We start from the raw sequence: 21,695 nt of genomic DNA, 5'->3' as shown, positions 1-21,695 counted from the left end.
TTTTAAAATTAATTTGATTAAAGAGTTACATTTAATCCCATAACTATCATTCTAGACATTGGATAAGAATCTCCTCCTTCAGGATCATAGCCTTTATACTTAGTAATGATAAATAAATTAGATCCTGTTAGATAAAATCTTGCGTTTCTAAGAAAAACACTTTCTGCAACTTTATCTTTTAATGTATACGATAATGTAAGTGCATTTAATCTTAAGAATGAAGCGTCTTGAATTGCCTTATCTGTTTCGCCTAAAGTATATCTTCCTCCTCCATAATAAGCTCTTGGCACATCTGTATTAGTATTAGTAGGAGTCCAACGATCCAAAAGATCTGTGTGTGCTGCACTCATTCCTCCTGAGTTCATGTAACTTTCGTAAGTTCCGCTTGGTCTCTTACCTCCTATTGAATAAGCAAATACGGCATTTAATCCAAAACCTTTGTAATTAACATCTGTAGAAAAACCACCATAATAATCAGGATTTAAATCACCAACCACATATCTGTCCTGATCGTTTATTACACCGTCTCCATTACGATCTTTAATTTTAATATCTCCAGGCTGAACAGTTCGGCTTCCGTAATTTACTTTGCTAAGGTCTTCTCCTTGTTGTGCTATACCATCATATTGAAATACATAAACTGTGTTTACTGATTGGCCTAAGAAAAAGTTTCCTGTACGTTGGATCTCATTGTTGCTATAACCACCTAAATTGTATATCTCTGTAGCATCTCCATAAAGTTTTGTAACCTTATTTTTTGCTGATGATATGTTAGCAGAAACATTCCATCTTAAATCTTTGTTTTTAATAATGTCGCCGCTAAGCTCTAATTCGAAACCCTGATTAGTAGTAGCACCAATATTATCCAGCTTGTATTTATATCCAGATGAAACTGGCATATTGCGAATCATTAAAAGGTCGTCATTATTTATATGGAAATAGTTAGCACTTGCAGTCAGTCTGTTTTGGAAGAAACCAGCATCTAACCCAATATTAAATTGTTTTTGTTTTTCCCATCTTAAATCAAAATTATCAATATAGTTGTCAGACACATAAGTCCCAGAATTGTTGCTCACTTGTGCATTATACAAGGCAAAATATCTGTAAGGATCCACATTCTGATTACCAACCATACCATATCCTACACGAAACTTAAGCTGGCTTAATTTTTCAAATCCTTGAAGGAAATTTTCTTTAGCAATATCCCAACTTCCTGCTACTGAAGGAAAGGTTCCCCATTTGTTGTTAGGACCGAATTTAGAAGAACCATCTCTTCTTATTGTACCTGTAATATTATACTTTCCATCAAAAGTATAGTTCAATCTAGCGAAATACGATTGGTTTGAATAATTTGTAAATTTTGAACCCAACTGCGCATTATCTTTTTGATAAGCACCAGATAAAGCCATATAGGTCAAATCATCACTAACAAATCCGCGAGCTCTAACATCGGTTGAATTATCTGAGTTGCTCATCACAGAGAATCCTCCCATTAAACTTACATCATGCTTTTCAGCAAAGACTCTGCTATAAGTTGCGGTATTATCCCATTGGTAATTAAATTGTGAATATCTGTAATGATGCGCTTCTCCGTTCATAGAGTTTCTAAGCGACTGCCCTGTATAACTTGGCACATAATCAAAGTTTGCCTGATCTGTAACGTCTATAGAAAGAGTAGTTCTGATATCAAGTCCTTTTACTGGTTTTAGGCTTAAAAAATTACTGCTTGTAAGTCTATTACGTGTACTTGAATTTATGATATCAAGACTTTTTATCGGATTATAAAGATTTTGGTCAAATACTTCACCATATCTAAGATAAGTAGCCTTAGGATCTATAGGCAATAATGGATTTGCTCCCAATGCCACTCCAAAAGCGCTTCCTTCTTGATAGTTAGTTTCACTTCTTGAAAAAGTAGTATTGGTACCGAACTGCAACCATGATTTTAAATCTTGCGTAAGGTTAATTTTTCCGTTATATCTTTTAAAATCAGAGTTTTTAAGAAGTCCCTCTTGGTCAACATAATTAAAGCTTACAAAATAAGTTCCTTTCTCTCCTCCTCCGCTAAAGCTTAAATTATGGTTAGTTTGAAAGCCTGAACGCGTTACTTGGTCTAACCAATTGTAACTTTTACCAGTTCTATAAGATTCCAATTCATAAGGCGCAAATACTGTAGAACCATCTGATTTAATTTGATTGATATAAGCAGCACGATCAGCCCCTGGATGTTCATCCATATAGCGATTTGCATAAGCATCAACTCTTAGATCAAATAACTGCTGGCCATTCATCAAAGGGATAGTTCTTGCAAATTCAGATACACCTGTCCAGCTATCATACTGTATTTTTGCTTCTCCTGTTCTTGAACCTTTTTTGGTTGTAATTACGATTACTCCATTAGCCGCTCTTGAACCATATAATGCGGTAGCAGAAGCATCTTTAAGAATTTCCATACTCGCAATATCGTCAGGGTTAATGTTTTCAAAATTGCTATCGGTAATCAAACCATCAATTACAAATATTGGGTTACCTCCAAAGTTTAGAGAATTATTCCCCCTAATTCTAATTGAACCTGCTTGACCAGGAACAGCACTTTGTTGCACATATACACCAGAACTACGCCCTTGAAGTGCTTGCACTACGTTTGGCGTAGGAACCTCTCGAAGCTTGTCACCAGAAACACTACTTACAGCTCCTGTTAAATCTCCTTTTTTCATTTTGGCCCCCACGATTACAACTTCAGTCAGTTCTTGTGTACTTGGAGTCAAAGAAATATTAATTTCAGATTTACTTGCTGTTGCAGTCTTTGAATCAAATCCGATGAAACTAAATTCTAGTGTGGAGCCAGATTTTACGTTTGTTAATTTGTAACTACCATCAATGTCTGTAGCTGTAGAAATCTTAGTACCTTTTACCAGAATGGTTGCTCCAGGCAAAGGTAAGTTTTCATTATCTGTAACTTTACCGGTTATGGTTTGGGAATAAACTGTACCGGCAGAAAGCATAACTACTAAGAAGCATAAGTATCTTATTGCAATTCTCATAATAATTTGGTTTTTTTAGTTAATAAATTAGAGAGTTAGTTTTTTTATTTGTTTATTGAGCATCTAGAATATGAGAAAACGAATTGACTTATACTATACTATACTACAACATTACAAACATACAAATATTTTTATTACATCCAAATTTATGTTTAAGAATTTGCTATTTTTTTCAGTGATTTATTTCGTCTTTAATACAAATACACAGGAATAAAAACGAAAAACAGAATAGATAGCGAATCGTTTTAAAGAAATATCAGACAAAACATTAGAAGTATTATGCTTAAAACAAGGAAAATCGTATGAATTTAATTCCTAGTCTAGCAAACTTAATTTTCAAAAAAAAACAAGATTTTACTTCTTAAGTGAAACAAAAAAGATGCACTATAGTGCATCTCTATCAAAAAGTTTTAAATCTTAATTTCTCTGATTCTTAGAATTTTAGAACTATGCGACTCCCCATTTTGAAAATAATATAAAGATACTCAGCATACCAATCAATAAAAGGGCGAAATACCAATATCGATTCTTCCAAGGAGTTAATTCAACCGATTCCAGTTTAATTTCAGCATAACTGTAACTAGGATAAAATTTAGAAACCACCAACATACATACAGAAGTAAGCACAAATAGCAAAGCTAACATATGCAGATAATGCAGTTGAATATCTAGAAGGTAATTAAAAATAATATAGCTAAGAATAAAAAATATCATCCCAATTTTTGCTGCTTGAGGCGGTACTTTTTTAAATACAAAACCTACTAGAATAATGGTAAAAATTGGCACACAAAACATGCCTCCTAATTGCTGCAAATAGGTATAAAAACCTGCCTTGCTAAAAATGATAAATGGAGCTGAAAACATTGCTAGAGCCGAGACAATAATCTCAAACTTGCGTCCAGTGTAAACCAGATGCCTTTCTGTTACTTCTTTGTTTCTTTTCTCCAACCACGGTTTATAGAGGTTAAGCACAAATAATGTACTACTGCTATTAAGTCCCGCATTAAAAGTACTAATTGCAGCACCCAAAACTACAGCGGCAGTTAAACCAATCATTACTCCTGGCAATGTATCTTTTATTACTAGCGGAAAAACTTCTGCTGTATTTTCTAATTTATCGTAAAGATGAACTCCAACTAAACCAGGAATATTAATAATGAAAGGGCAAAGCAACTTTCCTAAACAAGCCAATCCCATACCTTTTTGACTATGCGATAAACTTTTGGCCGAAAGCGCTTGCTGCACAATAAATTGTTCCATTCCCCAATAGTACAGATTCATGATAAACATTCCTGTAAAAATGGTATTAAGCGGAATCTCATCTTGAGATCCGCCAATAGAATTTAAATGTTCTTTGTGTTCTGAAAGCAGAATATTGAGACCTTTAAACCAATCTCCGTTCCCTAAATATTTGAATCCAAAATACGGAAAAGCAATTCCAATTGTCAGCAATCCGATACTTAAAACCGTGTCACTAATTGATATGGCGCGCAAACCGCCTAAAACAGAATAAGCACATCCTGTAAGTCCGATTACCCAAACCATAAACCAAATGTTCTGCCAATAGGTTAATCCTAAAGGTTGTAAAAAATTAAACATTCCGGTTAAGGCAACTGCGCCTCCATATAAAACAGCAGGAAGCAAATTGACCACATAACTGCAGAGAAATATTATCGAAACTAGTCTTTTAGTAGAATGATCGTAACGTTTTCCTAGATAATCTGGAATGGTCATGGCTCCAGTACGGAAATAAATTGGCAGGAAGAACTCAGCAACCAAAAGCATGGCTAGCACAGAACTTACGCCCCATGCTATCACGCTCATATTATTATTGTAAATAGATTCGTTTTCGCCTATAAACTGATTAGCACTGATATTGCTCAATAGTAAGGCTCCTCCAACGATAAAAAAATTATTGTTACGATCGGCAAAAAAAAGTCCATCTGTTGTCTGAACCTTTTTTTTCCGAGTTTTTAATGCTGAAATTACGGCAACTAAACCTGTTATTAGTAAAAAACTAACAATGGATGAAACGTTCATAAATTACAACGAATTTCTATCTATAAGAATTGTTGGAATGATTTCCTGAGTTTTTTTTCTGTTTAAAACAAAATCGGCTGCTTTTTTTCCCATTTCTGCGAAATCAGTAGAAAATGTTGTGACACCATCAAAAATAATCTCTTTTACAATATCATCATTGTGTGAGATAAACCCAATGTCTTTACCAATTTTCAAACCTTTGATTTTTGAGTCTTTCAACATTTCCCAAAGTTCGAGATTATGAATGGTAAAGTACACTTTTCCTTTTTCTAGAGAACCAGCCGTATACTCCTCTTTTATAACTCCTTTGATATCATAATCTTTCATGAATCTTTTGAAGGAATTTAAAATTTCATTAGGTTCTGCAGACGACGGTTTAAAGAAGAAAACTAATTCGTCGTATTTTTTAATTTTATCTTTAAGCTGCACAAAAGCATTGTAAGACGAATCTCCAAACTCTTGTGCAACATAATTATAATCTTCATCTGTTTCTATAAAACGGTCTACCAATAACACTCTGTTTGTTGGAAGTTGTTTTAAGACATCTGGCGTTTTTTTGCTAGGAATCGGAGCAATAACAAACATTCCGTATTTTCCTTTTATATTCTGAACAATGTTTTCGAATGTGCTAAAATTATTGTGATGGAAAAAAATATCCAATTGCACATTCTTTCCAAGCCCTTTTCTAAAATTCTCATAAAACGTTTCCTGAAAAATATCAAATGCAAAGATCAATAATGCAACTTTCAACTCCTGCTTTACATCATTAGTGGCAACAAAGTAACCCAATCTATTTTTGGATTCGATTATTCCTCTGTGAACAAGTTCTTTATAAGCTTTTGCAATGGTTTCTCTTGCAAAACCCAGTTCGCTTATAAAAGTATTTACAGACGGAAGCAAATCGCCTTTTGTGACTACCTTTTCATCAATGGCATTAATTATCCCCTGAACCAATTGCTCATGTTTAGATAAGGAATTAATAGATTCAAGATTTTTGATCTGCTGAATAATTTGCTTCATAAAACGTTTTAATAGGTATTTATTTAGAAAATATAGTATTACAAATATATACTAATGTTTATAATTTAGTTAAGCTTTAGTAATTTTTAAAACCACGCTGCTGTTTGATGGCGTAACATTTGGATTGATTCCCACTTGCATTAAGAAATCGCCAGAATAAACCGCTGTTTCTACTACTGGTTTTTTATCTGGATATACGTTGATTTCTTCTATTTTATAATTTTGATTTGCTTGCAATCCTTTTAATTTTATTGGAAGATGTGTTCCTGCTTCATATCTTGAATTAACAGAATAGCTGAAAACCACTCCTTCATTTCCATTTTTATTGACAAACATTACAGACGCAGCATCATTTCCGTACGGATCTTGTAAACGATATTGGTCACCATGCCAAATAGTATTGCTTAATGCATGGTAATTTTTGATAGCCTGTTGTGTAAAAGTTAAGTCTTTATCGTTTAATTCTTTCACCACAATATCAAAACCTAATCTTCCCATCATCGCAACATCTGTACGGTATTTTAAAGGCTGTTTTCCCCAGTCTGTAACGTGCGCTGCAATTGTTAAAGCAGGATAAAAATAAGAGTACTCATACTGCATGTACACACGCTCTAAAGGATCTGTATTGTCACTTGGCCAGAATTCTGTAAAATATTTCAAAGCTCCGTAATCTACTCTTCCTCCACCACCAGAACAAAGCATCATTGGTATTGTTGGATATTTTACACGAATACGCTCCAATACTTTATAAAGTCCGTTTACATAATCTGTATAAAAGTTGTTTTGTTTATCTTTTAAATAACTAGAATATGCATTATAAATTACAGCATTACAGTCCCATTTAATATAAGCCAATTCTGGATTTTCGGTAAAAAGATTGTCTACAACTCCATAAACAAAATCTTGAACTTTTGGATTAGACAAATCTAAAACCAACTGATTACGGAAATAATGTTCTGCTCTTCCTGGCTGTTTTACAATCCATTCTGGGTGTTTTTTGTACAAATCACTTGCCGGACTTACCATTTCTGGCTCAATCCAGATTCCGAATTTTACCTGATTGTCTTTGGCTGTTTTAACTAAAGTTCCAATTCCGTTTGGCAATTTCTTTTTGTTAACTTCCCAATCTCCTAAAGCCGCATCGTCATTGCTACGCGGATAAGTGTTTCCAAACCATCCGTCATCTAACAAGAACATATCTACGCCCAATTTTTTACTGTCAGCAATTAAGACTTTCAGTTTATCTTCATCAAAATTAAAATAGGTTGCTTCCCAGTTGTTTAACAATGTCAAACGATCTCCTTTTCCGTCCAAGATTTTATAGTTTCTTGACCAATCGTGCAGATTACGGCTTGCGTGTCCTTTTCCTTTAGATGATAAAGTGTACCAGAATTTAGGTGTTGTAAAAACTTCGCTTTTAGCCAGTTTGTAAGCAGCCGCTGCATTATTAATTCCAGAGATTACTCGAAGGTTATTCAACGGATCTAGTTCTAAATCAGTTCTAAAGTTTCCTGACCATTCCAAACCTGCAAATAAAACTTTCCCTTCGTCTTCTGAAGCTGGTTTGTCCAAAGAAACCATAAATACTGAAGGCTGAAATAAATTGGTACGTGAGCCTAATTTAGTATCCAAAGTTTTAATTCCGTGAGTAATTTTAGCCTCCTCAGATTGCATTTCTTTGGCCCATTCACCATGATATTGGTTTAAATAGAAATTGTTGTATCCTTTTAAATATAAGTTAGCCGAAGCATATTTGTTTAAAGTAATACTTCCTTTTTCGTTATGCTGAATGGTTGTCCATTGCTCAATAACATCAGTATCGTAATACGCCTGAATAAACAAATGAACCTCAACAGGATATACTGGATCTTTTAAAGTGATTTCGGTTTGAGAAACTCCTGTACTAACCGTGTTGGTTTTATGGCTTACATATAACAAATCTAACGAAGTGTTTCCGTCAGCATGAGTTACGGTAATAGCTGGTTCTAATAAATTTTTAGATCCAGAAGCAGTATAAGTGGCATTATAAATACCTGAATAATCGGTTCCTTGACGAAACTGACTTTGTATTTTGGCATAATCTGAATCGTTTGCCAATTTTTCTCCTAAATAAATAGTACTTACTTCTTTGCCTTTATTTACCTGTAAAACCAATGCATTTGATTTTGTTTTTACAGCTATAATTTCTTGTGCTGTTATTGAACTGCAATAACTCGTGAGAATAAAAAATGCTATCGCAAAAGACTGCCTTAAATTGATACTTTGTTTTTTCATTTTATTATGTATTATTTTTTACTTCTTTTCTTGTGTAATTCCTTTCCAATTATCTGTTCTAAATGATGACGCAGGAAGACCTGATGCATTTGTCAGATTTCCGTCTGGATTATCTGCCCAGTTGTATCGAACCGCTGCAGGATTTGGAACGTTCTGCGCATATACGATCACTTTTCCGTTTACTATTTTTGCTTCTGCCCAATAAAATTTCTGATCTGCTCCCGCAATAGAAAATCCTTTCAGCATACCTTCTTTAGCTTTAATTTCAGTGTTAAAATCAAAATCTAACACAATTGTATTGTTTTCAATTTTAAACGATTTATAAAGCGGTCCCGAATAATCGATTTTGGCATTATACACTTTTGCTAAAGCAATATTAGCGAGACGACCTCCTACATCTTGTTTATTTTTTGGGTGAATATCTTCTCCATTTCCAATATCAGTGGTTACTGCCATTCCTGTGTTTTGCAGTTTTAAAGCCATGAACTGTGCCTCTCTTAATTCTGCCCAATCCGAATCTCCAGGTTCTTGTTTCTGCTGTTTGTAATTGGCTAACTGCACAAAGAAAAACGGAAGATTTTTATCTTTAAACTGAGTTCGCCAGTCGTTTATAAGCAGCGGAAATAATTTTTGATATTGAAAAGCTCTTTCTGCATTGCTTTCTCCCTGATACCAGATTACTCCTTTTATTTTGTAATCTGCCAAAGGAGCAATCATGGCATTGTATATTGCACTTGGCCTATTTTGCCCCTGAGCCAGATAAGGTCGTGCAGGCAAATCTTTACTGTCTGCACCTATATTGTATTTCCAATCTCCTGCTAAGGAAATAATTTCTTTATCTGATTTTAAAGCGATATTTTCTTCTCCATAAATACCTCCATTTCCTGCTCCGTCATATACTCTAATGATAATTACGTTTTCTCCTTTTTTCAAATATTTTGATGGAATGGTATAATGACGCTCTACGTTATATCCTTTTGTTTCTCCAATATAATTTCCATTTACCCAAATCATATCATCATCATCGGCAAAATAGCTTAGAGTAAAATCTTTACTATTATCTGCGATGGCAACCTTTTTTCTGAACCAAACTATACCGTCAAAATTTCCTAATCCGTTGCTGTCAAAAAAAGAAGGAACCTTCATTGTTTTCCATGAAGCATCGTCAAAACCAACTGAAGCCCAGATTGCTTTTTCGTTCTGATATCCTTTGTCAGCATTAGCTAGATGTTTTTCCCAAACCGCTAAATCAGCATTGTATTTTTTCTCTAAAGTTTCTCTGCTTGATTCAGATTTCATCGCTTCTATCTGAGCATCAAAATCATGAATGGTGCTTAACGCTCCAGAACTTGTCCAAGCTTCTATCAATGTTCCTCCCCAAGAAGAATGGATTAATCCGATCGGAATTTTTTTTTCTTTATAAATTTTCCTAGCAAAAAAATAAGCTGTTGCACTAAAATCTGCTATAGTTTTAGAATCGCAGACATTCCATCCATTGTGTTGCACTTTTAGTATATTTAATTGCAAAGTGCTTTCTATATGTTCTGCTTGCAATAATCGAATCTCAGGATAATTGGCGTTTGCAATTTCTTCTTTATAATTCTCTATTTTTCCCCAGCCTTCAAGCGGCATTTCCATGTTGCTTTGTCCAGAACACAACCACACTTCTCCAATTAGAATATTTTGAAGCGTTTTTACTTCTCCGTCATTTATTGCAAGCGTATAAGGTCCGCCGTAAGCAGGCGTTTTTAAAACTACATTCCACTTACCATTTACAACGGCAGCTTTATATGTTTTTTTATCCCAAGAACTTGTAACTGATACTGATTGCTGATTGCTTTCTCCCCAAAACGGAACGGTGCTTTTTTGCTGCAAAACCATATTATCAGTAAAAAAAGAAGGCAACTTTACTGTAGCATTTGCTGCAACCGAAACCAGTCCTATTACAGCTAACAGAATATTTTTTAAAAGATATTTTTTCATGCTGAATCTATTATCGTTTTATGATTTTATACAAATGAGCATCTTTTGAACCAAGATTTACATTTAAAGTATTGTCTTTTATTTCGCTCTTTTGAGAAGTAAAAAGATCTTCGATTTGATAACTTCCTTTTTGAATATCTAATCTCTCCAATGGTAAAGCATAGCTTTTTGCTTCGTTTCCATAATTGAAAACAGCGATATACCAATCGTTTTCTATTTTCTGCTGAAAAACTTCAGTTGTATCTTTTCCTGTATTTCCTTCTACTGGTCGAAAAGCCACGCCATGAGCCACTATCTTAAGCAACTCTTTATTCTGAAGCCACTCTTTGGCGCGTTTGCTCCAAATTCCTTCCTTACTGTAATCGTCTCCTGTGATTAATGTTCCTGTGATTATTGCAGAAATTAATCTTGCACGGTTTTCTCCCTCTGTAACATCAGCAAAAACAACATGATCGGCATCAATATAATCATACGAATAGGTTTGCCACCAGCCGTAATTCACGCTATTCAGAGTATATTGAGTCTGCTCGATAGTTTTCCAAGCATCGCATGCAATACGTCTTATATGAGCATAACGAGAGGTTGCCATATTTGGAGAAATTGCGGCATAAATAAGCATTTGTCCGTCTAGTGCATTTACCAAATGCTCCATTCCTACTTTGTAAGCCTGCATTCCTGTTGTGACATTTTTATCATAAAAAGAAGAAGATTCAGCCGCTGCATGTCCTAGAAAGTCGATTTTGATCATTTTGAAGCCGCACGCTTTTAGTTTATTAATTACATAATCAACACGTTTTAGCGTACCAGGATGTGTTGGATCAATTGCGCGTGCGCCATCAAAATCAAAATAAGTATTTCCAGTTTTTGTCCACATTTCGCCAAAAGTATAATCGCTTCCTTCTGCTTTACGGTTTGGTCCGTCTTTCCAGCCCCAATCTGTAAAAGGTGCCCAATAGGCTCCCGGTTCTAATCCTTTATTTTTACAGTAATCTGCAAATTCTTTTAGTTTGCTGAAATCTCCTGTAAAACCGCCTTTTACCATATTATCCCAAAATGAATCAAGATCGATATAAGCTGTGTTTCCTACTCGAAACTGCGGAATTTGATTCGCAAAAAAATCAGCAACTTTGGTCGTATTCTCATAATTGATTTTTTCCATCAAAACGCCCCAGCTGTTCCATCCCACTGGAGTTGGCTTATCCCATTCAAAAACATATGGTTTTTCTACAATACGATTGGTTTTAGCATATTCTTCCATTCCGTTTCTCCAATCGGAATAATATCCAACAAAGAATTTTGGCGACAATACTTTGTTTCCTCTTACCAAACCGTGCGCAATGCTGTCTCGCGTTATTTCTTTTTCAGAAAAACCTGCCCAAGCCGAGAATAAAGGCTCTTTATTTTTGTTGATTGATTTTACAGCACTTTTCCAAACGGTATGTTCTAAAGAACCTACTATAAAACCATTTCTAGAAGTGTTATTAAATACTATTCCAACTTCTGCACTTGTATTATTTGAAATTGTATCTAATTTTTTAGAATTATAACTCGCCCAAGCATCATTATCATAAGGAACAAAAACAGTTTGCAAGTTTTCTACTTTATCAAAAGTAATTTTTCCTAAATCTAATGGCGCAATATAATTGGTTGCTATTTGCTTCTCGTTTCCTAAAATTTCAATTTGAGTTATAAAATAAGATTGATTATTATAGGTAAAGAAATTTTGAATTAAAGTTGGATTGTTTTTATCCTTATAAGTTAGAATATACTTTGTCCCTTTTCCTAAATTATCTGTAAAAGCTTCTTTTGATAAAACCGCTTCAGGATAATCACTAATAGAAATTGTTTTACCATTAACAACAACCGAAGCTTTTGCTCCAGAAAAAATATTTTTACCAGATTGGCTTACTGCTATTGTTTTGTTTTTAACATCATAAGTAATGTTGCCATTTTTTCCAAAAGTCATTTTTATGCTTTTTTGAGCCTGCATAAATGGACTAAAAAAAAGCATTATTATCCCAGACAAAAACAGCTTTTTTATTAATAAACAATGTGGTTTCATTAATTTTATTTTTGGTTATTATACTATTCTATACTACAATGATACGAATTAAAATTTACCCTGCAAGAACATTGCAAAAAATACTGCTTACTTTTTTTGCCCAAACAAACATAATTACCTAAAAATCAACATTTAACACAATTACAAAAGAGCTTTATTTTTTTTCTTCAAAATAGTCATTTTGACAATAATTATGACATAATCTCAAAAATCTAACTAAAAATATACATCTCAAAAAATTTTATAAATCAAAAATTATCATTTTAACATTCTAGCCAAAACAAAAAATCCCGATTCTCAACTAAAGTGAAAATCGGGATTTTTGAAAGTTTTAAAAGTCTTTAATTCTTAACAAACTTAAAGTTTTGCACCGGATGTCCAGTCGCTTTTACTTTTACCATATAAACACCCTTTGAAAGTCCGTTTACTGGTATTTCTGAACTAATCATGTCTTCGGCAGTAATAGCATTCTTCCAAACTTCTTTTCCGCTTATATCATATAATGAAATTGTCGCTGTACCATTAATTACTTGATCAAACTTAATTCTGAAACTGTTTGATGCAGGATTAGGAAAGACATAATTTGTAGAAGCAGTTGGCCAATTGTAACTTGGCGCACTTAGCACTCCTGCGTTCGAAATAGCATAAATAGCCGCATCTGCTTGAGGCAATTGAACATTCAATGTGCTTTGAGCGGTACTTGTCGCTCCAGAATAAAGCTCTTTGACTGTATAGTTTCCTGATCCAAGCCCTAGACGACTAAAACTGATATTATTTGTCATCGTTGTATTTCCGTAATTAAAAACAGCTACATAAGTAACGTTGTTGTATGTTGCAGAAAATACATTTGCGGCATTGTATCCTGTGTTTCCATCGGCAGGAATAAAATGCATCTCGTTACGAGCAACATTCATTACATCATTATTTTGCAAAAGACTTTGTGCAGTTGTTTTCCACTGACCCGCAACAGAAAAATCATCACCTGCAATTACTGTTCCTGTAACCACGCTGCTTAATAATCTTGCACGATTTTGCCCTATTGAAGCAGTCCCAAAAACAATATGATCTGCATCTATATAATCGTAAATTTGATTTTGCCACCAGCCATAAGTTGTACTATTCAAAGTATAATCTGTTTCGTTTATGTTTGTGTAGGCATCGCATGCTATACGTCTTACGTGCGCAAAAGGGCCAGTAGCCAAATTAGGAGATATTGCGGCTTGCACTAACATCGTTCCGCCAATTTCATCAATCAAATATTTCATTCCTTCCTGATACGCTTCCATACCCGTATGAAGCTGATTATTTGCAAAACTGTCAGCTTCAATACTCGCATGCGTTAAGAAGTCAATTTTTATCATTTCGAATCCCGCGGTTTTGAAACGATTTATAAAATAGTGAATTCTAGCCTTAGTTCCTGGACTTGTCGGATCCATAGCATAAGCTCCATCCAACTCTAAAGGATTTCCGTTAACTTTTGTCCAACACTGATTATAAGTATATGAACTTCCTTCAACCTGACGATTGTATTTTCCCCAATCTACAAAAGGAGCCCAATAAATTCCAGCCTTATAACCTTTACTTTTTGCATAAGTGACAAATTGAGCTAGCTCAGCATCACTCATATTGTCCCAATAAGAATCAAGATCAATATATAAAGCATTGTCTTGAGTTTTAAATGCAGGACAATCATTATGAAAAAAATCTACAACTGCTTTTGCTTTCGTCAAGTTAATATTGGTTTGCATAGCTCCCCAGCTGTTCCATCCAATTGGTTTTGGCGCTGTCCAGTCAAAAATATATTTAGGTTGCATTGCTGCATTTGCTTGTGCAAATTCTTCGAATCCTGTTCTCCAATCGTCTGTAGCATTAATCATTACTTTTGGAGAAGGGCAACTTGTCTGCCCCACATTTACCCAACCATGTCCTCTTGCATCTCGGGTTACATCTTGTTTTGTCCAACCTGCAATTACCGAAACATAAGCTGATGAAGAACCGCCGCCACTTACTGTAACACCTGTTTTCCATTTTGTATGCTCCAACGAACCAATTACCAAACCTTTACGATTAGTATTATTATAAATATTAGTTACCTCAGATGCTGTAAAATCAGCCGAATTTAAAGTATAGGCATTATATCGAATCCAGGCATCGTTATCGTAAGGAACAAATACAGCTCTAGTATCTCCTGTTCCAAAATTTGGCGTTACCTGATTACTGGTTAAAGGAGACATTTTATAGCAGTTTGAACCATTTCCTGTCAGCACAACTTGTACAGCCAGATAATTTTTATTGGTATAGGTATAAAAAATCTGCTGCATTCCGAGCGAATAATTTCCACTTAAAGTAAAAATGTGCTTAGTTCCGCTTCCCACATTATCGGTAAATGATTCTGAACTATAAACCGCTGAAGCAAAATTAGTACTCACATACTGCTGATCGCTATTTGCATAAGCAGATGCATTGCTAATTACAGTCGCACCATTAAATTTTATGCTATACGTTTTATTGGTTAAATTATAAACGATACTATTATTTGTTCCAAAAGCAATAGTTTGGTTAGTTCCTGCTGCTAAAGGTGTTAAAATAAATTTGTCGAGATTAGGAGCCCATGAGTTGGTATTATCCCAAAGCAAAGTTGTTGTGCCGCTGTTCAAATAAACGTTTATGTTTTTAGAAGCAGCTGTACTCCATCCTCCACTCGGTTCGCAAGGAATCGCAATCGCCGCGGCAGAACCAGCTGTTAATCGAATCGCACGTGGATCTCCCGTACAATAAAACAATTGCAGATTGTACCAACCCGTTGCTGCTACAGTAACATTTACAGAAACGCTACCAGTACCTCCTAAATTACCGACAATTTTTCCTGAACAGGAATCGCAGTTTTGAATGTCAGCATTTCCAGTGCGGGTACCATTTTCAAATTCGTAACTCTGACTCCAACTGCAAATCGTTAATAAAAATAGCATTAAAGTCAGTAGTTTTTTAACCGATACTTTTTCTTTTGTAATTTTTTCTTGCATAGTTTTTCAATATTAGTTAGTAAGATTTAGTACTATTCTGTACTATACTACAATAATAAGAAAAATATTAGTATAACATTAAAAATCAGACGATTTAATTGTTTAGTTGAAACAAATTAAACAGAGAGCCAATAAAACTGATGTCTTTTCTCTGCTAAAATATTTTTAGATTACAAAGTCTCTTTCTCTGTTGACTTTGAAAGCCTTAACTTTATTGATCGCTGTTCTTTTTACTACTCTATTATTTTCTTTAGAAATAATTCAAAAAAAATTTTCACAATTAAAAAAACGCCTTATATTTGCACTCGCAATCACGCAACGATTGCGACATACTGGAGAAATGGCAGAGCGGTCGAATGCGGCAGTCTTGAAAACTGTTGACTGTAACAGGTCCGGGGGTTCGAATCCCTCTTTCTCCGCTGAATTTTAAAAAACCTCAATATTCTATTGAGGTTTTTTTTTGCTTTATACAGAAGTTTACTCGGCTTTTCAATTCAATTTATAGCAAAACCTTAGCATAAAAATCATGTGCATTAAGTAAGAAAAAAATCATTATTTTTAACTAACCTTCATTTTTGCATTATGACCGATAAATCACAACTCTTAAGTTCCATTTTCAGGCATCTTGACGGCTTAGTTACTGCGCCTGTAGCAATAGCGCTAAAAAATAAATCTGTACTAGATTTTATCTTAAATAAAAAGCAAACCACTTTATCTGAACTTACATCGGTTTTTAATGCCAACGAAGGCTATCTAAATATCGCTTTACGAGTTCTCGCTTCTCAAGGATTTTTAGATTATGAAATCAATAATAAAACACAGACTATTTCAATTTCTGTAAATGAGAAAACCGAAATTGCTTTTTCATTATTTCATCTTTACAGAGATGTTGTAGAATTGCTTCAATTATCTATACATTTTCATCCGCGTTTGTTTGAAGACACTCCTTTTGAAAAACTCAATATCATTTTTGAAAAATATAAAAAGAGAGACGAAATTGAGCCTTCCAGTGATCCTCTAACGAATAGCATTCAAGAGCAAATTTTAAAACATATTGAAGGTTACCTCATCGGACCAACTATCGTGCGATTGGCAATGAACGGAATGTTTCATAAGTATTTTATGGAAACTTCTTTTAGACCTGAAGAGTTTCATAAATCGCCCGAAAATTTTAAAAAGATTTTAGACTTTTTTGTTCATCTGGGATGGTTTCTAGAAAAAAATGGCAATTATCAATTTACCGAAGCTGGTTTATTTTTTGCTAAAAGAGCCAGCGCTTATGGAGTTACGGTTTCCTATCTGCCAACATTTGCTAAAATTGAAGAATTGATTTTTGGAAATCCGGATATTTTAATAACTGCCGAAGGTGAAAACGAACTTCATGTGGATCGCGAAATGAACGTTTGGGGAAGCGGTGGCGCTCACGACACTTATTTTAAAGTAGTCGATGAAATCCTTATAAAGCTTTTTAATCTTCCTATTGAAGAACAGCCAAAAGGAATTCTCGATATGGGTTGCGGAAATGGCGCTTTTCTACAACATATTTTTGAAGTAATTGACAGGCAAACTTTAAGAGGAAAAATGCTCGACGAATATCCGCTGTTTATAGTTGGAGTTGATTATAACCAAACCGCTTTGAAAGTAACCAGAGCCAATCTGATCAATGCAGATATTTGGGCAAAAGTAATTTGGGGAGATATTGGCCGTCCCGATTTGCTTGCAGAAGATTTGCAAGAAAATTATAATATTGATTTGAAAGATCTTCTTAATGTGAGAACTTTTCTAGATCACAACAGAATTTGGCAAGACCCTAAACATGTTAACGAGAAAAGAGTCAGTACCTCAACTGGTGCATTTGCTTACAGAGGAAAAAGAATTAGCAATAATCTTGTTGAAGACAATCTTTTAGAACATTTACAAAAGTGGTCACCGTATGTACATAAATTTGGTCTTCTTTTGATTGAACTTCATACCATAAATCCAAAACTTACGGCCAATAATTTAGGCCGAACTCCAGCAACAGCTTATGATGCTACTCATGGTTTTTCGGACCAATATATTGTTGAAATTGATGTTTTTAATGCAATTGCCGCAGAAGCAGGATTATTTCCTGATAAATCTATTTTTAAGAGATTTCCTGACGCCGATACAGCAACAGTGAGCATCAATTTGTTGAAAGGAAAATAAATAAAATGTAACGTTTAAAATTAGCTGAAATAATATATTTCACCCCGCTGGGGCTCTTTCTTAAACCGCAATTCTATTTCTATAAATATTTCGTCCCTCTGGGACTTTTCTAAGACACAATTTAAAACTAATATATAGTTTCATTGGGATTTGAAAAACGTTTTCAAGCTCTGGAAGAGCGAAATATTTATAGCTAAAAATTCAAGACACAAAATAAAAGCTCCATCGGAGCGACATATTTCTGAAATTAATAAAGGAGCGACCTTTCCAGACGCTCCTTTAATTTGAATTTATTTAAGAAATTATTTTCCTCCAATCAATTCCATAATCTTGTCATAAATTGCCGTATTCTGATAAACTCCCATGAATTTCTCAGATCCTGGACCGTAAACAAAAACAGGAACCGGAATCGCCGTATGATCATTGGTACTAAAACTTCCGTGAACGTACCCTTTTTCAATACTTCCGTCAATTAATGATAATCCTCCAGTTTCGTGATCTGCTGTTACGATTAACAAAGTTTCTGAATTTTTATCTACAAATTCCATTGCCTGACCAACCAATTTGTCAAAATCAAGCATTTCTCTTACAACATATTCTACATTATTCTGATGTCCGCCGTAATCAATTTGAGCGCCTTCGGCCATAATAAAAAACGGATTTTTTGTTTTCGAAAAAGTGTTTGTCGCTTTCGCTAAAGATTTTGTTAGAAAATCTCCTCTTCCATTTTTTATAGAAACTACCGCTGCATCTTCTAAAACGACAAATTTGCTGTTTTTAATCGTATCTAAACTCGAGAATTTATCTGAGAAAGTGTATCCTTTTTCGATTAAAACTTTAGACAAATCTTTACCATCTTTTCTAGAAATAAATTCTTTCTGACCTCCTCCAATCAAAATATCTGACGGACTTGAAAGAAAATCGTTAGCAATTGGTTCGCTTAAACTTCTTTCTGGCTGATGTGCATAAAACGCAGCTGGAGTTGCATCAGTAATATTTCCAGCAGAAATAATGGCCGTTTTATAGTTTTTCTTTGCCAATTGTTCTGCAATCGTCTGAAGCGGTTTCCCTTGTTCATCAACACTTATAAAACGATTATTAGTTTTATGTCCCGTAGCCATTGCCGTTGCTCCTGCGGCAGAATCTGTGATATAACTATCTGAAGCTTTTGTGATCGAGAATCCTTGAGTTGGAATATTAAATAAATTCAATTGCCCTTTGTTTGCAGTATATCCAGAATAAATCTGCGCTAATCCCATCCCGTCTCCAATTAAGAGAATAACGTTTTTTGGGCGTTTATTCTTGAAAACATTTTTAGGAACATAAGCTTGGTGAAATTCTGTATTCTGGTAAAATGTCGTTTTAATGTTATTTATAAATTGAGTTAGTTCGTCTACTTTATCCGTTCCTATAAAATCAACTTTTAAATTCATTAAAGTCATATACGTATTCACGTTGTCTTGCGTAGCCCAGAATCTCACTTTTTTGTTTTGATCGTGGACTTTTTTGATAATTGCCTGAATTTTTTCAGAATCTGGCTGCGTCAAAACTCCTTTTCCGTTCCAAACTGTGATTTCATGTAAATCTTCGCTAATCATTTCAACTCTTGCCAATTGATCTGGAGTATAGCTTTCATTCAGCCTTCCGTCAAAATAAATGAAATCGGGATATTCCTTCCAAAGTGACGGTAAAGGTCTATTTCCAGAAATAACCACTTTTATGTTTTTATTCGAAATAATATCTGGAAAAGTCTTTAATTGTTGTACAATTGTTTTTAGAGTTGAGTCGGCATCAGACTTAATATCAATCATTAATATTAAAGGTTTATTGCTCGGATACGCTTTTCCTTCCAATGTTTTTAATTTGTTTGAAAGAGGTTCCAAATACATGCTTTTAAGTGTATTGTGAGAAGCAATTTCTTTAGAAGTATGTGCCACAAACAATTCATTATTTACTAAAAAGACATCGGCTTCTATAACGCCCGTTTCATTAGAATAAGCACCATAAAAAGGTAATTTACTTTCGTAATCGTTATGAGAATGAATATTTGAAGAACTGTATTCTTGCGCTTGAACGAACAAGCAAAATTGAAGGCAAAAAAGGGTGATTATTTTTTTCATCGAAAATGATTTTTATTCTTTTAAAGCTGTAGGAAATTTTATTAGAAATGGATTTCTGTAATTTATTTTTAACACATAGAAACATAGTTTTCTTTATGTGTAAAGGCGTTTCACTAGTTTAAATGCACATAGTAAAAAGTAATCTTGTCATTTCGACGAAGGAGACTCGAGCGATAGCGAATAGGCGAAGCAAATCTTCGTTAGCAACTCGGCAAAGATTGGGGATTTAGATTGTGGAGCTTCTAGTGAGGATTTCTCCTTCGTCGAAATGACAAGATTGTGTGAATGCGTTCGACTTGCCATTCCTCGGAATGACAAACTTTATTTTTTACAACTGCAGTCTCCTGACTAAGACTGCAGCGTAAAAAACTAAAAAAACACAATGAAATTATAGATTACCAGCCTTGGTTTTGAGTCAAAGCTCCTTTACTTACTGCGATTTCATCTGGCGGTATTGGCCAAACGTGGTGAATTGCAGGATTGAAATTACGAGCAGGATAAATAACGCTTCCGTTATAATGATGCAATGGTTTCGCGTACGTTTCTTTTGCATCTCCCCAACGCACTAAATCAAAATGGCGGTCTGTCCACTCACCTGCTAGTTCACATCTTCTCTCTCTTTTTAAATCGACCATTGTAGCTCCAGAAATATCTGTAAGACCTGCTCGGTGGCGAATCATATTGATTTCTGTATCTGCATTTTGACCCTTCATTAGTTTAGCTTCCGCTAACATCAAAATCACATCAGCATAACGTAAAAGAGGAACATTTAAAGCTGTTGAAGGCTTGTCTCCATTAGCATTTACATAACGAATATCTACTCCGCCCGAAGTCGTTTTTGGATAACTAAACGGCTCCATATATTTTTTAAACTGATAACCCGTTCTGTTACTTGAACTTACTACGTGATTGCCTTCGTTGAAAGTTACGGTCTCTCCGAAGTAAACAAATTTGTCTCCTTTTTGTAAAATTGTAGCACTGCGTCTTTTATCGTTTGCAGCATAAGTGTCGAATAATTCTTTTGTCGGATAGAAATTTCCCCAACCATTGTAAACTCCCCATCCTTTATCTTCTAAACAAACTCCAGGAAAAATAGAACCTAAAGAAGTATTTTCTGCACTTGAAGTTACAGACCAGATATATTCTGAAGACCAGTTGTTGCTGATTTTAAATACATCTTCAAAATTGTCCAATAATTTGTGTTTTCCGCTAGCCACAATCATATTGGCATATTTAATAGCATTGTCCCAATCTTTTGCATACAGATAAGTACGCACTAAATAAGCCCAAGCGGCAGTTTTGTGCGCGCGTCCGTAATTGTCTGGTGTAAGCTGATCAAAATAAGGCAACAAATCTGCTGCTTTAATTAAATCTGCTGCAATGTAAGCGTAATTTTCGGCTACATTTTTTGCGCGAGGCACAAAGGCATTCGTTGGATTTTCTCTGTCTTGAATTGGAATTCCCGCACGATCGTCTCCGTAATGGTATGCCAATTCTAAATGCATTACAGCATGATTAAAATAAGCCTCTCCCAACATTCCGTTTTTTGTACTTTCATCCAAAGCGATATTGGGAATATTACGAATTACGTCATTACAACGTTTCATGATTTCGTAGTGAATTCTCCAAATGTCTTTTGTATCCGATTCTGATCCGTCTACAATAAAGTTTTTAATTCTTTCTGCATTTTGTCTTGGTTTAGTCCCAATATCATCGCTGGCATTATTCAGCCAAAAGAAACCACGACCGTACATATTATCATCAGAATACAAAGCGTAAATTGCATTTACTCCTGCTTTTGCATCTGCTGGTGTTTTCCAGAAATTCCCGCTCGAAGGAGCTCCTTGCGGCACAACATCAAGTTCGCTTTCGCAAGCCGAAGTACTTACCAAAAGCACAAAACTCAATAATAAAAGACTTATTTTTTTCATTTTAATTGTTT

Annotated in this window: 10 protein-coding genes and 1 tRNA gene; 2 read left to right on the top strand and 9 right to left on the bottom strand. The window is 34.6% G+C overall.

The features are described 5' to 3' along the window. Positions 1-17: 17 nt before the first annotated feature. The 7 genes from JC605_RS13760 to JC605_RS13730 form a co-directional block, all read right to left on the bottom strand. Entirely contained in the window at positions 18-3,044 is a 3,027-nt protein-coding gene (locus JC605_RS13760; RefSeq protein WP_198856748.1) for a TonB-dependent receptor, read from the bottom strand. Positions 3,045-3,491: 447 nt separating this feature from the next. Then, positions 3,492-5,084, bottom strand: coding sequence for a solute:sodium symporter family transporter (locus JC605_RS13755; protein WP_198856747.1), 1,593 nt, complete (start codon positions 5,082-5,084; stop codon positions 3,492-3,494). Between the two features lie 3 nt (positions 5,085-5,087). Then, positions 5,088-6,104 (bottom strand): GntR family transcriptional regulator, encoded by a 1,017-nt coding sequence (locus JC605_RS13750; protein ID WP_198856746.1) that lies wholly within the window; start codon positions 6,102-6,104, stop codon positions 5,088-5,090. A gap of 69 nt (positions 6,105-6,173) precedes the next feature. After that, complete coding sequence (locus JC605_RS13745) at positions 6,174-8,378, bottom strand: alpha-galactosidase (RefSeq protein WP_198856745.1); 2,205 nt, start codon at positions 8,376-8,378, stop codon at positions 6,174-6,176. An 18-nt stretch (positions 8,379-8,396) separates the two neighbouring features. Then, on the bottom strand, positions 8,397-10,361 hold the full coding sequence (locus JC605_RS13740; RefSeq protein ID WP_198856744.1) for a sialate O-acetylesterase: 1,965 nt from the start codon (positions 10,359-10,361) through the stop codon (positions 8,397-8,399). Between the two features lie 10 nt (positions 10,362-10,371). After that, on the bottom strand, positions 10,372-12,327 hold the full coding sequence (locus JC605_RS13735) for an alpha-galactosidase (protein WP_233074111.1): 1,956 nt from the start codon (positions 12,325-12,327) through the stop codon (positions 10,372-10,374). Between the two features lie 437 nt (positions 12,328-12,764). After that, a complete protein-coding gene (locus JC605_RS13730; RefSeq protein WP_198856742.1) occupies positions 12,765-15,446 on the bottom strand; it encodes a T9SS type A sorting domain-containing protein in 2,682 nt (893 codons plus the stop codon). Between the two features lie 334 nt (positions 15,447-15,780). Here JC605_RS13730 and JC605_RS13725 point away from each other — a divergent pair. Together JC605_RS13725 and JC605_RS13720 are read left to right on the top strand one after the other, a co-directional pair. Beyond that, positions 15,781-15,865: transfer RNA gene (locus JC605_RS13725), tRNA-Ser, on the top strand. A gap of 163 nt (positions 15,866-16,028) precedes the next feature. Further along, on the top strand, positions 16,029-17,633 hold the full coding sequence (locus JC605_RS13720) for a class I SAM-dependent methyltransferase (RefSeq protein WP_198856741.1): 1,605 nt from the start codon (positions 16,029-16,031) through the stop codon (positions 17,631-17,633). 302 nt (positions 17,634-17,935) lie between these two features. Here the strand turns inward: JC605_RS13720 and JC605_RS13715 are convergent, their stop codons facing one another. Both JC605_RS13715 and JC605_RS13710 read right to left on the bottom strand, forming a co-directional pair. After that, entirely contained in the window at positions 17,936-19,753 is a 1,818-nt protein-coding gene (locus JC605_RS13715; protein ID WP_198856740.1) for an alkaline phosphatase, read from the bottom strand. A 395-nt stretch (positions 19,754-20,148) separates the two neighbouring features. Further along, positions 20,149-21,684: a RagB/SusD family nutrient uptake outer membrane protein gene (locus tag JC605_RS13710; protein ID WP_198856739.1), complete on the bottom strand. Its 1,536-nt coding sequence runs from the start codon at positions 21,682-21,684 to the stop codon at positions 20,149-20,151. Positions 21,685-21,695 lie beyond the last annotated feature (11 nt).

It is taken from the genome of Flavobacterium sp. IB48, assembly GCF_016405855.1.
Classification (GTDB): Bacteria; Bacteroidota; Bacteroidia; order Flavobacteriales; family Flavobacteriaceae; genus Flavobacterium; species Flavobacterium ginsengisoli.
Note: the sequence above shows the minus strand (reverse complement) of the source record. Positions and strands in the feature narration are given on the sequence as shown.